We start from the raw sequence: 12,880 nt of genomic DNA on the forward strand, positions 1-12,880 counted from the left end.
CCTCACTCACACCACTACGGCTCCACAATCCGTCAGCGCCGCAATTCCGCGAGCTGGACGGGGCGGTGTTCTCGCAGCGACAGGGCGGCGGCCTCGGCGATCCAGACCACCTCCAAGGCGTCGTCGACGGTGCAGGGGGACGGGCGCTCTCCCGCCACCACCTCGGCGAATGCGGCCAGCTCGGCGCGGAACGCCGCGGCGAGCCGATCCATGAAGAAGCCGTGCGGCGGGCCGCTCGGGAACGTCACGCCGGCTTCGGTCGAACGGAGCGGGAGTCCGTCGTCCAGCCCGGCGGCGACGCTGTCGGCCGAGCCGTGCAGCTCCAGCCGCACGTCGTACCCGCGGGGGTTGTAGCGGCTGTTCGAGACCAGGGCGAGGGTGGCGTCGTCGAGGGTCAGCACGGTCGCGGCCGTGTCGACGTCCCCGGCGTCGGCGATGAACTGCTCGCCCCGGTTCGAGCCGGTCGCGTACACCTCGACGACCTCCCGGCCGGTGACCCATCGGACGGCGTCGAAGTCGTGCACGGCGCAGTCGCGGAAGATCCCGCCCGAACCGGCGATGTAGGCAGGCGGCGGAGGCGCCGGGTCGAGCGTGGTCGAGCGCACGGTGTGCAGCCACCCGAGCTCGCCGCTCACCACCGCGGCGCGGGCCGCCAGGAATCCGGGGTCGAACCGGCGCGGGTACCCGACCTGCACGGCAACGCCGGTCGCCCGTACCCGCTCTGCCACGGCGAGGGCATCGGTGGCGGCTCGGGCGAGCGGCTTCTCGCAGAACGTCGGCACTCCGGCGTCGACCGCGGCGAGGAGCAGTTCGGGGTGGGCGTCGGTGGCCGCCGCGATCAGCACGCCGTCGACGCCGGCGGCGAGCAGCTTGGCGGGCGAGTCGACCGCCTCGGCGCCCACCCGTTCGGCGACCTCGGCCGTGACGGCGGGAACGGCGTCGGTGACGACGAGCGAGCCGACCCCGGGCAGCTCGCTGAGGGTCTGTGCATGGAACGCGCCGATCCGGCCGAGCCCGATCAACCCGAGGCGCAGTGATCCGTTCAATCCAGTCCTCCGAAGACGTTCTGGTCCCAGTCGATGACGGAGCCGGTGACGACGCCGCTGCGATCGGACAGCAGGAACACGATGAAGTCGGCGATCTCGTCAACCTGTCCGAGCCGGCCCATCGGCAGCCGCTCTCCGGCGCGTTCGCGCCAGTCGTCGCCGGCGGCGTGGAAGGTGCGCTGGGTGTCGTCCTCGCCCTCGGTGTCGGTCCAGCCGATGTCCAGGCCGTTGATCCGGATGCGGTCGAAGCGGTGGGCGTGCGCAGCGTTGCGGGTGAGCCCTGCCAGCCCTGCCTTCGCGGCGACGTAGGGGGCGAGATAGGGCTGTCCGCCGAGTTCCGATGTCGAGATGACGTTGACGATCGCGCCGGGCGCCGACCGGCCGAGCATGTCGCGCACAGCGGCCTGCATGGTGAAGAACGGCCCGCGCAGGTTGACGGCCACGTGCTGGTCGAACAGCTCGGGGGTGGTGTCGACCAGGGTGCCGCGCGATGTCAGCCCGGCCGCATTGACCAGGGCGTCCACCCGTCCGAACTCCGCGATCACCGTGGCGACCGACTCCTGCGCCTGCTCGACGTCGGCGACGTCGGCCTGGACGAACAGCGCCTGGCCTCCCGTCTCCCGGAGCTCGGCCACCAGCTTCTCGCCGGGCTCGCGGCGCCTGCCGGACACGGCCACCGACGCTCCTTCGCGGATGGCGGCCCGGGCAACGCCGGCCCCGACGCCCAGCGTGCCGCCGCTGACCAGCACGACCCGCTCGTCCAGCAGCCCCATCAGGCGGTCCTCCTGCGCTCGGACCAGGCCCACAGTTCGGCCCGGAAGGTGTCGTCGTCCCAGCCCTCGGCGACCGCCCGCCGGACGAGGTCGGCCTGGCTGGGCGGGGCGAGGCCGTCGACGGGCGGGTCACGGTCCAGGTTCGTCGGGAACGCGTAGCCCTCCGCCGCCGCGGCGATCGCGTTGCCGGTGGCGTCGGCCCCACGGCTGCGCAGAGTGGGGTAGAGCGCGAGGCACATCGCTTCCCGGTCCACGCTCTCCATCGCCCGCCCGAAGGCCGACGAGACCTGCAGCAGGTTGGCCATCCGCCGGACGTCGGCGGATCGGTTGTGCCCGGCGCCGTGGATCACCGCCGGGTTGAAGAACGCGGCGTCACCGGTCCGCAGCGGGAGCTGGACGTGGTGGGCCTCGAAGAACAAGCGGAAGTCCGGCAGGTTCGTGGCGAGATAGCCCGGCTCGTACTTCTGCGAGTGCGGGAGGTACAGGGTGGGCCCGCTCTCCACCGGCATGTCGGAATGGGCGACGGCGCCCTGCAGCGTGAGCACGGGGGAGAGCCGGTGCATGTGCGCCGGGTACTGCTCGATCGTCGTGCCCGGCAGGAAGCCGAGGTGGTAGTCGCGGTGGCCCACCTGTGCCGTGCCGCCCGGGTTGACCAGGTTGATCTGAGAGGTCATCTGGTAGCCGGGGCCCAGCCAGGCCTCTGCGATCAGTGCGAGCACGTCGTTCGCGTAGTAGTCGACGAACACCTCAGGGGCGCGCAGCGCGAGCTTCTCCAGGGCGTTCCACACGCGGTCGTTCGCGCCCGGGGGTGCGAAGTGGTCCCCTGCCACCGTTCCCGCCGCCCGTTGCCCGGCGATCAGCTCCTCGAACACCGCCGTGGCGCGGTCGACGATGCCGCGGTCCGGGTAGGCACCGCGGACGACCACGATCCCGGGCCCGTCGGTGAAGGCGTCGACCAGCTCGGAGCGGATGTCCCAGCGGCCGGCCTCGGTCGCGGCGGCGGTGCGGAGGCATGCTCCGTCGTAGACGACCACACCCTGCTCGACGGCGGCGGCGTGCGGGTAGTGGTCGGGGTCGGTGGGTTCGCCGAGGACGGCGGCGAGATCCTCGATCCGGCAGTCCTCGACGGTCAGCCGGCCTCGGGTGGCGTGCGTGGTCATGGGCATCCTCGTCCTCCTCGCGGGGGCGTCGGTGGTGGAGCCGGGTCAGGCGCGATCAGAGGCGGCTAGCAGGACCCGCGCCGCGAAGCGCAGTCCGTCGAGCCGGTCGAGCTCCCGGTCCTCGTGCTCGATGTTCACGGCCATGTCCGGGTCGATCTTCTCCAGCGCGGCGAGGAAGTCGCCCCAGAAGGCGACGTCGTGGCCGCGCCCGACGGCGACGAAGTCCCACGACGAGCTCGTCGGCCAGCGGCTGAGCGTGTAGCGGCCGCCGAGCGACACGGCTCCCGGCTCGTCGGGTTGCACGCGGCCGAACCGGTCGTCGAGCACCCCGTTGATCTTCGCGTGCTCGTTGATGCGGGTGTCCTTCGCCGCCGCGTTCTGGACGAGGCCGCCGAGCGCCCCCACAGCCGCGATCGGGTCGATCCCCTGCCAGAACAGGTGGCTGGGGTCCATCTCCGCGCCGACGTGCGTTGTGCTGATCTCCTCGGCGAGCCGCACCATCGTGGCCGGGTTGTAGACCAGGTTGTGTGGGTGCATCTCGACGCAGACGATGACGTCGGCGTCGGCGGCGCGCGCCTGGACCGTGCGCCAGTACGGCACGGCCACGTCGCTCCACTGGTGGTCGCGGGCGTCGAGGTAGGCGCTGTCCCACGGCAGCACGGTCCACGACGGCAGCTGCCCCTGCGGGTCGGCCGCCGGGAGCCCCGACATCGTGACGACCCGGCGGACGCCGAGCAGCGCGGCGAGCTCGATCGCGTCGAAGACGTCCTGGCCGTGCTTGTCGCGGACTTCGTGGTCCGGATGTAGGGGGTTGCCGTTGCAGTTGAGCGCGGTCAGCTCGATCCCGGCCGCGGCGAACTGGCCGAGGTACTCCTCGCGGGCGTCGTGGCTCGATCGGACGGCGGCGATCGGGAGGTGCGGCGCGGGCAGGAAGCCGCCGGAGTTGATCTCTGCGCCGTCCAGCCCCAGATCGCGCAGCACCCCCAATGCCTCGGTCAGCGGCTTGTCGTGCAGGCAGGCGGTGTAGGCACCGAGCTTCATCGGGCGATCCCCTCTAGAGATCCAGCACGAGACGAGGGCAGCGCGACCGGGAGACGCAGATCATCATGCAGTCGTTCACCGCCTGCTCCTCGTCGGTGAGCACGGAGTCGCGGTGCTCCGGCTCGCCCGCCAGCACCGCGGTCTCGCAGGTGCCGCACGTGCCCTCGCTGCACGAGGAGAGCACGCCCACCCCGGCCTCCTCGACGACATCGAGGATCGAGCGGTTCGGGGGAATCGTCAACGCGAGGCCGCTGCGGGCCAGCTCGACCTCGAAGGATCCGGCGAGCACGGGTTCGGCCACCGGCTTCGGTGAGAAGCGCTCCACCCGCAACGACCCTTCGGGCCAGCTCGCGCAGCGCTCCTCGACGGCGGCGAGCAGCGGCTCCGGCCCGCAGCAGTAGACGAGGGTGCCCGGACGGGGCGGATCGAGCAGGTTCGCGAGGTCGAGCAGCCCGGTCTCGTCCTGCGGACGCACCGTGACGCGCGGGTCGCCGCTCAGCTCGTCGAGAAACGCCATCGACGTCTGCGTCCGGCCGCCGTAGACCAGCTCCCACTCAGCGCCTGCGGCCTGCGCCGCGGCGACCATGGTGCGGAGCGGGGTGATGCCGATGCCGCCCGCGATGAACAGGTACCTCGGCGAGGGCAGGAGCGGGAAGTGGTTGCGCGGGCCTCGCACCTGCACGCGGGAACCGGGGTGCAGAGCGTCGTGGATGTGCGCCGAGCCTCCGCGTCCGGCGGGCTCGTGGAGCACGCCGAGTTGCCACTCGTAGCGGTCGGCGGGGTCGCCGCAGAGCGAGTACTGGCGCACCAGGGTGCCGTCGGGGCCCGGAATCAGCAGGTCGACGTGCGCGCCGGGCTCCCACGGGGGCAGCGTTCCGCCGCCGGCCTCGCGCAGCGTCAGGACCACGACACCCTCGGCCGCGACGTGGCGGCCGCCGACGACCGCGTCGAGCTCGTACTCGGGCGCGTCGCCCGCGGTTCGGGGCGCGAGGGTGACGTCCGTGGTCATGTCGCCCTCCCGGTCGGCGTGAACGAGATCGGCAGGTGGTCGAGCACGCGCATGTTCGGCGTGCTCCGGTACAGGCGCATGGGTCCGGAGATCGTGTAGTTGCCCAGGCGCGGGAGCGTGACCTCCAGGGCCACGCGGGCCTCCAGCCGGGCCAGCGGGGCGCCGAGACAACCGTGCAGGCCCTCGCCGAACGACATGTGCCGCTTCTGGGGACGGGTCACGTCGAAGCGGTCCGGGTTCTCGTACTGGCGATCGTCGCGGTTGGCGGAGCCGTAGACCAGGAACACGCGCTCGCCGGCGGGGATCGCGGTGTCGTGCAGGTGTACGTCCCGGGTGGTGGTCCGGCCTGCTACCTGCAGCGGCGCGTCGAAGCGCAGCGCCTCCTCCACGGCAGCGGGGACGAGCGACGGGTCGGCCAGCAGCAAGGAGCGTTGGTCCGGATTCAGGGCGAGCTCGCGGAAGGCCGTCGACAGCAGGGCCGCGGTGCTCTCCACACCGGCCATGAACAGCACGAACGCCAATCCGACGATCTCGGAGTCGCGATCGATCACCGGTGGGGCGAACGGCACTCCGCCGTGGTCGTCGACGGACGCCGTGACGAGCGTGCTGAGCAGGTCCTCACGCGGGTTGCGGCGCCGCTCCATGAGGATCTCGGCGAGGTAGTCCTTCGTGTTGTGCAACGCGTCCCAGGCGACGGGTGTGAGCCTCGGGTCGTCGTTCTCGCGGTCCTTGAGTCCGTGCGACCAGCGTTCGAGGTCGGCGCGGTCGGAGCCGGTGGTGGGCAGTCCGAGCACGTCGAAGAACACCGCGTAGGGGATGGGCCACGAGAGGTCCTGCGCGATGTCGGCCTCGCCGGCGTCGGCGAAGCGGTCGACGAGGCCGGTGACGACCCGCCGGACGTCGTCCTCCAGCTTCGCGATCGTCCGCGGCAGGAACGTCCGCTGCACGATCCGGCGGAGCTGGTCGTGGCGCGGGTTGTCGATGTCGGGCAGGAAGCCCGGTGCGCTCATGTCCTTCGCGGTGTCGTCGATGTCGATGCCCTCGAACGACAGGAAGGTCTCGTGGTCGCGGGCCGCGGCGCGGACGTCGTCGAAGCGGGAGAGGGCGTGGAAGCCCCACTTCTCGCTGACGTAGACCGGTGCGCTGTCGCGTAGGCGGCGATAGACCGGCCACGGGTCGGCCTTGAAGGCGGCGGAGTAGGGGTCATAGACGACCGGAGGGCTGAGCGTCGTCACCGCGGTCCTCCTCAAGGCGGTTCCGCTGCTTAAAGCGCTTTAACCACGAGTACTATGCGATCTGACACCAGGAGCTGTCAAGGGAGCGGGGGTCGTCCTGAGCGTCGCGAATTCGGGTCGCAGGCCCCGGTTGGAGGACGTCGCCGCCGCCGTCGGGGTGTCCACCGCATCGGTGTCGCTCGTGCTGCGCGGTGTTCCCGGACCGAGCGCGGAGACCCGCGAGCGGGTGCTGGAGGCTGCATCACGCCTGGGCTACCGGCCCGACCGCACCGCGAGCCTGCTGGCCCGCCGGCGCACGCACCTGCTCGGCGTGCCCGTCGTGCTGCGCGACGCTTTCCGCGCGGAGCTGGCCGAAGAGGTGCAGGTCGCCGCCGACGAGCGGGGCTACTCCGTTGCGCTCGGTGCCGTCATCCGGGTGCACGACGAGGCCCGCGTGGCCGAGACCCTGCTCGACCTGCGGTGCGAGGCCCTCCTGCTGCTCTCCCCTGAGGTCGACGCCGGCGTGCTCGCCGAGCTCGGGGGGCGGATCCCGATGGTGGTCGTGGGCCGCAACATCGAGCCGGCGGGTTTCGACGTGGTGCGTGTGGCCGACGACGAGGGCGTCGGGCAAGCCGTCGACCACCTGGTCGGGCTCGGGCACCGCCACATCGTGCACCTCGATGGTGCGGACGCCTCCATGGCCGTCGACCGGCGCGCGGGTTTCCTCGCCGGTGCCCGGCGCCACAGCCTCGACGCCGCGCAGGTGCTACCGGGCGGCTACGACGAGGCGGCGGGCGCCTCGGCCGCCCACCGCCTGCTCGCCGAGCCCACGCTGCCGACCGCGGTGGTCGCGGCGAACGACCGCAGCGCGATCGGCCTCCTCGACGTCTTCATCCGGGCAGGCGTGCAGGTGCCCGGCGATGTGTCGGTGGTGGGCTACGACGACGGCGCGCTTGCGCGGCTCGCCCACGTCGACCTCACGACGGTGAGCCAGGAGGCCGGCGCGCAGGCCGTGCACGCTGTGGAGGCTGCCGTTGAACGCCTGGAAGGCGACCGGGCCGCGCCCAGGGAGGTCGTGCTCTCGCCGCGGCTCGTCGTCCGCGGGACGACGGGACCGCCGCGTTCCGACTGATCCGCTCCCTGGGTAGGGACAGCCCTGCCTCAGAGATGCAGGACGACCCGGTGGGTTCGGGCGCCCCGGACTTCGAAGATCATGGACATGATTCTGGCTCAGCAGTCGAGGAGCGCCCCACCACGAGATGCCGTGGTGCTGGCCGAGGTGTCGAAGTCCTATCCGGGCCGAGCAGCGGTACGCGCGCTGGACCGGGTGACGGTGGGCTTCACCAGCGGATCGTTCACCGCCGTGATGGGTCCCTCGGGATCGGGGAAATCGACACTGTTGCACTGCGCGGCAGGCCTGGACCGGCCGAGCGAGGGGCGCGTGTTGCTGGCGGGCCACGACATCAGCGCGTTGCGCGAGCCGAAGCTCACCGTCGTCCGGCGCGCGCACGTGGGGTTCGTCTTCCAGTCGTTCAACCTCGTCGATGCGCTGTCGGTGTGGGACAACGTGCTGCTACCGCAGCGCCTCGCAGGAGTCCGGCCCGACGAGGCGTGGGCGCGCGAGGTGCTGGCGCGGGTCGGTCTCGCGGGACGGGAGAAGGCTCGGCCGGGCGAGCTGTCGGGTGGTCAGCAGCAGCGCGTGGCGCTGGCCAGGGCGCTCGCCGGGCGCCCCGAGGTGATCTTCGGCGACGAACCGACCGGTGCCCTTGATCTCTCCACGGGCCGCGAGGTGCTGGCGCTGCTGCGACGGTTCGTGGACGAGTTCGGAGCGACGGTCGTGATGGTGACGCATGACCCGGCCGCGGCGGCCTGGGCCGACCGCGTGGTGTTCCTCGCGGACGGCAGGCTCGCCGGAGACCTGATCGCACCCACGGCCGCGATGGTGTCGGCACGCATGGTGGAGCTGACCAGATGATCATCAAGCTGGCCGCCGGAACCGTGCGGCGTCGCAAGGCTGCCTTCGCCGGAACATTCCTCACCGCGTTCCTGGCCGTTGCACTGATCGCCGGCAGCGGCCTGCTTCTGTTCTCGGTGCTCACCGCGGGGCCCGGCGCAGACAGGTTCGCTGCCACCGACGCGGTCGTCGCCGGTGACCGGGCCGTGGTGCTGACCACCGAGCAGGCCAAGGGTGACGGCGAGGTCAAGGTCAAGACCAAGAGCGAGCGGCTGACCGGCGCGCCCGCCCTGTCCGATGAGCTCGTCGACACTGTTGCGGGGACGCCCGGAGTGGCCACGGCCGTGCCGGACGCAACGTTCCCGGTCGCGGTCGACGCCGGCGGGGTCCCGGTCCAGGCGCCGGACCGTGCGGCCGTGGTCGCGCACGGGTGGGCCTCAGCTGCGCTGACCCCCTACGAGCTGACCCAGGGCGCCCCGCCCGGGCCGGGTGGAGTCGTGCTCGACGCCGCGTTGGCCGACGGGCTGCGGATCGGCGAGACCGTCCGGGTGACCACCCGGACCGGCGCGCGGGACCTGCGTCTGGTGGGCGTGGCAGCACCGGCCACGGCCGGGGGTGTTCCAGGACAGGCCGCGGTATTCGTCGCCGACGTGCAGGTCGGCGAACTGTCAGGGCTGGCCGGGCCGACGGCGGTCGGTGTGCGGATGGCACCGGACGCGGACGCCGCGGCAGTGGTCGCCGGTCTCCGGCAGCGGATCGGGGACAGCGCTGCGGTCCATACCGGTGCCGACAAGGTCACGGCGGATCTGCCGGGTGCTGTGCCGGACTACATCGGGGCGATCTCGATCTTCGGGTTCGTCCTGGGGATCACCGGGTTCGCGGCGGTGTTCGTGCTCACCGGGACGGTGTCGCTCGCGGTGCGCCAGCGCTTGCGCGAGCTGGCCCTGCTCCGCACAGCGGGGGCGACTCCGCGCCAGCTGAGCCGCATGCTGGGCTCGGAGATCGCGATCGTGACCCTCGCGGCAGCTGTGCCGGCCCTGCCGGTCGGGGTCGTGGTGGCCCACCTCATCGCAGCGCGGTTCCGCGATCTCGGCGCCGTCCCGCCGCAGTTCGCCGTGACGCTGAACGCCATGGTGCTGATCGCCGCGGTCGTCGTCGGGATGCTCGTGACCCTGCTCGCCACGGCCGTGGCTGCCCGCCGGGCGGTCCGGATAGCGCCGACACAGGCATTGCGCGAGACCGCGACCGCTTCGGGCGGTGGCTGGGTCCTCCGGGTTGTCGTCGCAGCAGTGCTGGCCTCCGGCGCGGCGGCGGTGCTCGGCCTGGTTCCGCTTGGCGGTCCGTACGGCATGGGGATGGGGTTCGTGTCCTGCGCGCTGCTGCTCTGCGCCGTCGCCGCTCTCGGGCCGCTTGCGGTTGGCGGGGTGACGGCAGTGGTGTCGCGGGTTGTCGTAGTGAGCGGTGTGCTGGGCCGGATCGCCGCGGTGATGACCCGTGCGGAAAGTCGCCGGGTCGTGGGGGTGGCGATCCCGCTGACCCTCATGTTCGCGATCAACGCCACCATGCTGATCGATGGGGAGATCCTCACCAGGGTCACCGCCGACCAGCAGGCCGCTCGGACCGCATCGGCGACCGTCCGGGTCGCCGCCACGAACGCGCCAGGACTTCCGCTCGACGTCGCCGAGCAGGTGTCCGCGCTTCCGGCGGTGACCGGGTCGGCCGCCACCATCGGTACGCGCGTCATCGTCGATCTCGGGGGCAAGCCGGAGGACTACCCGGCGCAGGGCCTGCAGGTCTCGGGCGAGCAAGCGCTCGACCTCGGCGTCACGGCGGGGAGCCTGGAGAACCTGGGCAGCGACGGTCCGGATGGCGCGGTGGCAGTGAGCCGTCCGCTCGCCGAGGAGCGGGGCTGGCGGATCGGCGACCGGCCGGACTTCTGGCTGGCTGACGGCACACGGACGCCCCTGACCGTGGTCGCCGTCTACGAGAACTGGCGTGGCTTCGGCGAGCTGGTGCTACCGGCCGAGCTCGCCGCCCGGTACGATCCGCGTGGCCTCGTCGGCGCCCTCTACCTCCGAGGCGATTCCGGGGTGGCCGAGGCGGTCCACGCCGAGTGGCCTGCGCTCGCCGCGACGGACGCCCGTGATCCGCGGGGAGGCGCCGCCGATGTGCAGAACCAGCAGGCCGCGTGGGAGCTGATGGTCGTCATCTCGCTGGGGTTCACCGCGATCGCCGTGGTCAACACGTTCGCCATCGCGACCAGCGCACGCCGTCGCGAGTTCGCCGGGCTCCGGTTGATCGGCGCGACCGCCCCGCAGCTGCACCGGCTGCTCGGCCTGGAGGCGCTGGTCACCGTGGCGGTGGCACTGGTGATGGGCTGCCTGATCACCGGAGCCGTAGTGGGCACCTTCAGCATGGCGCAGGACGGGCAGTGGCGGCTGTTCGCTGACCCGCTGCGTTACCTGGCCATGGTGGGCGGCGTGGGGCTGCTCGGTCTCGTGGCCGCAGCCATGCCGGCGCGGCTGGTCGTCCGGCGCCGGTCGCTCCCCGGCCTGGCCTAGGTTCGCCCGGTGATCGTCCGCGCGGCCAGGGAACTGGCCCACCTGCTGGCCGGCGTGCTGATCGGACCCGCCACGTTCTTGTGGGCCCTGATCACCACGCTGGCCAGCGGCCTGTTGTCGGTGACCTACCTCGGTCCGCCCGTCTTCCTCGTCCTCACGTGGGTGACCCGGCGCCTCGCCGGACTGGAGCGGTGGCGGGCCACTGCTCTGCTGGGCAGGCCGGTGGTCGCTCCCTACGAGCCGGCGACCGGGGCGAACCCGTGGGCCCGCGGCCGTGCGTTGACCCGTGAGCCTGCCACGTGGCGGGACCTCACCTGGCTGGTGCTGCTTTTCCCGCTCGGGCTCGCCACCGGGATCCCCGGTGTCGTGGTCGCGGTCGTCGATCTCGGGATGATCTGCGCGCCCCTCTGGTTGTGGGCCGTGCCCAACCCGCACCTGCCCCTCGTCGTGGACGCGCTGTTCAACACCGTCCCGGGCCGCTTCGCGCTGACGGTCCTCGGTGTCGTGCTTGCCCTTCCCGCGCGGTGGCTGGTCGGCACACTGGCGAGGACGCAAGCCGAGCTCGCGGTGAAGCTGCTGGGGCAGGGCCCTCGGCAGCGCCTCGCCGACCGGGCCGCCGAGCTCACCGTCACCCGTCGCCGGGTGGTGGACGCGCAGGCCGCCGAGCTGCAGCGGATCGAGCGTGACCTGCACGACGGTGCACAGGCACGCATCGTGGCGGCGGGGATGACGTTGGCACTGGCCGAGCGCAAAATGCGCGTGGCCGGTCCGGGTGGTGACCCGGTGCGCGACGACCTCCTGACCGCCCGCCGGCAGCTCGACGACGCGCTCGCCGAGCTGCGCAGACTGGTCCGCGGGATCTACCCGCCGATCCTCACCGACCGGGGCCTCGTCGCGGCGCTGGGCGCGCTTGCAGGCGACGCACCGCTGCCGGTCGTGGTGCGTGCCGGCGACCTCGGCGAACTGGCACCCGCGGTGCAGGCGGCCGCCTACTTCGTTGTCGCCGAGGCACTGGCGAACATCACCAAGCACGCGACAGCCGACGAGTGCCTGGTGGAGGTGGTCCGCCGCGAGGACGTGCTGTCGGTGGAGGTCCGCGACGACGGCTGCGGCGGCGCCGACCCGTCCGGATCGGGGCTGACGGGCCTGCGTCGTCGGGTCGAGGCGCTGGACGGCAGGATGGTGATCACGAGTCCATCCGGCGGCCCGACCGTCGTCCGAGCGGAGTTGCCGTGCGAATCGTGATCGCCGAGGACCTGCTCCTGCTCCGGGACGGCCTGATCCGGATCCTCACCGACACCGGGCACACCGTCGTCGCGGCGGTGGACAACGCACCCGACCTCGAGAGCGCGGTGAAGGAACACCACCCTGATCTGTCCATCGTCGACGTCCGGCTGCCACCCGGGTTCCGGGACGAGGGTCTGCGGGCCGCGCTGTCGGTGCGCAAACGAGACCCGAGGGCGCCGATCCTGATCCTGTCCCAGTACGTCGAGCGCACCTACGCGGCCGAGCTGCTCGCCGACGGTAACGGCGCGGTCGGCTACCTGCTCAAGGACCGGGTCACCGCGCTGGACGAGTTCCTCGACGCGATCGAACGGGTCGCCGGGGGCGGCACGGTGATGGATCCGGAGGTCGTCCGGCAGCTGTTCGCTCGCAACAACCGCGACCAAGGCGTCGCGGCGCTCACCCCCCGTGAGCGGGAGGTGCTCGCACTCGTCGCGCAGGGATTGTCGAACTCGGCCATCTGCACCGAACTTGTGCTCGCTCCACCGTCGGTGGAGAAGCACATCACGAACATCCTGACCAAGTTGGACCTGCCGCCGGCCGACGACACCCATCGCCGGGTGCGGGCTGTCCTCGCGTACCTCAACCAGTGACCCGGCCAGGGTCGCCGACTACTCCGCGGAGCGTGTGGGGTCGATGCGCCCGGCGTCGCGCGAGCGCTTGAGCTCGCGTAGGTGCTCGGCGATGGCCACCTCCACGGCGGCACGGACCGCGGCGGGTGAGACGTCGGGGTCGATCGCTCGGGCCGCGGCCAGCGAGCGGGCCGAGACGGAAATGTTGATCACTTCGGTAGCTTTCCCGATGGCTGTTGTAGTAACGGGCACCGGCAGGCCCCGCG

General features: G+C 72.1%; 12 protein-coding genes. 5 read left to right on the top strand and 7 right to left on the bottom strand.

All coding sequences use genetic code 11. The features are described 5' to 3' along the window. Positions 1-32: 32 nt before the first annotated feature. Genes ABD743_RS19955 through ABD743_RS19980 form a run of 6 tightly spaced genes read right to left on the bottom strand, consistent with a single transcriptional unit; the run spans position 33 to position 6,264 of the window. Positions 33-1,034: a Gfo/Idh/MocA family protein gene (locus tag ABD743_RS19955; RefSeq protein WP_344723941.1), complete on the bottom strand. Its 1,002-nt coding sequence runs from the start codon at positions 1,032-1,034 to the stop codon at positions 33-35. An 8-nt stretch (positions 1,035-1,042) separates the two neighbouring features. Beyond that, positions 1,043-1,819: an SDR family oxidoreductase gene (locus ABD743_RS19960; protein ID WP_344723637.1), complete on the bottom strand. Its 777-nt coding sequence runs from the start codon at positions 1,817-1,819 to the stop codon at positions 1,043-1,045. Continuing rightward, on the bottom strand, positions 1,819-2,985 hold the full coding sequence (locus tag ABD743_RS19965) for a phytanoyl-CoA dioxygenase family protein (protein WP_344723638.1): 1,167 nt from the start codon (positions 2,983-2,985) through the stop codon (positions 1,819-1,821). Before ABD743_RS19965 ends, ABD743_RS19960 begins: the two co-directional genes overlap by 1 nt. 39 nt (positions 2,986-3,024) lie before the next feature. Further along, complete coding sequence (locus ABD743_RS19970) at positions 3,025-4,020, bottom strand: sugar phosphate isomerase/epimerase family protein (RefSeq protein WP_344723639.1); 996 nt, start codon at positions 4,018-4,020, stop codon at positions 3,025-3,027. 13 nt (positions 4,021-4,033) lie between these two features. Continuing rightward, positions 4,034-5,029 (bottom strand): PDR/VanB family oxidoreductase, encoded by a 996-nt coding sequence (locus ABD743_RS19975; RefSeq protein ID WP_344723640.1) that lies wholly within the window; start codon positions 5,027-5,029, stop codon positions 4,034-4,036. After that, on the bottom strand, positions 5,026-6,264 hold the full coding sequence (locus tag ABD743_RS19980) for a cytochrome P450 (RefSeq protein ID WP_344723641.1): 1,239 nt from the start codon (positions 6,262-6,264) through the stop codon (positions 5,026-5,028). The genes ABD743_RS19975 and ABD743_RS19980 overlap by 4 nt, the downstream gene beginning before the upstream one ends. Before the next feature lie 130 nt (positions 6,265-6,394). On the opposite strand from ABD743_RS19980, the gene ABD743_RS19985 reads away from it, so the two are divergent. The 5 genes from ABD743_RS19985 (at position 6,395) to ABD743_RS20005 (ending at position 12,635) form a co-directional block, all read left to right on the top strand. Next, a complete protein-coding gene (locus tag ABD743_RS19985; protein ID WP_344723642.1) occupies positions 6,395-7,375 on the top strand; it encodes a LacI family DNA-binding transcriptional regulator in 981 nt (326 codons plus the stop codon). 87 nt (positions 7,376-7,462) lie between these two features. Next, the gene (locus ABD743_RS19990) at positions 7,463-8,218 is read left to right on the top strand and encodes an ABC transporter ATP-binding protein (RefSeq protein WP_344723643.1); all 756 of its coding nucleotides are present in this window, start codon (positions 7,463-7,465) and stop codon (positions 8,216-8,218) included. Then, on the top strand, positions 8,215-10,758 hold the full coding sequence (locus ABD743_RS19995) for an FtsX-like permease family protein (RefSeq protein WP_344723644.1): 2,544 nt from the start codon (positions 8,215-8,217) through the stop codon (positions 10,756-10,758). Before ABD743_RS19990 ends, ABD743_RS19995 begins: the two co-directional genes overlap by 4 nt. A 9-nt stretch (positions 10,759-10,767) precedes the next feature. Further along, positions 10,768-12,003 carry a sensor histidine kinase gene (locus tag ABD743_RS20000; protein WP_344723645.1) on the top strand — a complete coding sequence of 412 codons (1,236 nt, stop codon included), beginning with the start codon at positions 10,768-10,770 and terminating at the stop codon, positions 12,001-12,003. Then, a complete protein-coding gene (locus ABD743_RS20005; RefSeq protein WP_344723646.1) occupies positions 11,991-12,635 on the top strand; it encodes a response regulator transcription factor in 645 nt (214 codons plus the stop codon). The genes ABD743_RS20000 and ABD743_RS20005 overlap by 13 nt, the downstream gene beginning before the upstream one ends. An 18-nt stretch (positions 12,636-12,653) precedes the next feature. Here ABD743_RS20005 and ABD743_RS20010 read toward each other — a convergent pair whose 3' ends face one another. Continuing rightward, a complete protein-coding gene (locus tag ABD743_RS20010) occupies positions 12,654-12,827 on the bottom strand; it encodes a hypothetical protein (RefSeq protein WP_344723647.1) in 174 nt (57 codons plus the stop codon). Positions 12,828-12,880 lie beyond the last annotated feature (53 nt).

The organism is Pseudonocardia yunnanensis, assembly GCF_039534065.1.
GTDB classification, from domain to species: Bacteria; Actinomycetota; Actinomycetes; order Mycobacteriales; family Pseudonocardiaceae; genus Pseudonocardia; species Pseudonocardia yunnanensis.

Coding starts and splice junctions, on each gene's coding strand:
- ABD743_RS19960 (WP_344723637.1), bottom strand. CDS start 1,819: ATGGGGCTGCTGGACGAGCGGGTCGTGCTGGTCAGCGGCGGCACGCTG.
- ABD743_RS19965 (WP_344723638.1), bottom strand. CDS start 2,985: ATGCCCATGACCACGCACGCCACCCGAGGCCGGCTGACCGTCGAGGAC.
- ABD743_RS19970 (WP_344723639.1), bottom strand. CDS start 4,020: ATGAAGCTCGGTGCCTACACCGCCTGCCTGCACGACAAGCCGCTGACC.
- ABD743_RS19975 (WP_344723640.1), bottom strand. CDS start 5,029: ATGACCACGGACGTCACCCTCGCGCCCCGAACCGCGGGCGACGCGCCC.
- ABD743_RS19990 (WP_344723643.1), top strand. CDS start 7,463: ATGATTCTGGCTCAGCAGTCGAGGAGCGCCCCACCACGAGATGCCGTG.
- ABD743_RS19995 (WP_344723644.1), top strand. CDS start 8,215: ATGATCATCAAGCTGGCCGCCGGAACCGTGCGGCGTCGCAAGGCTGCC.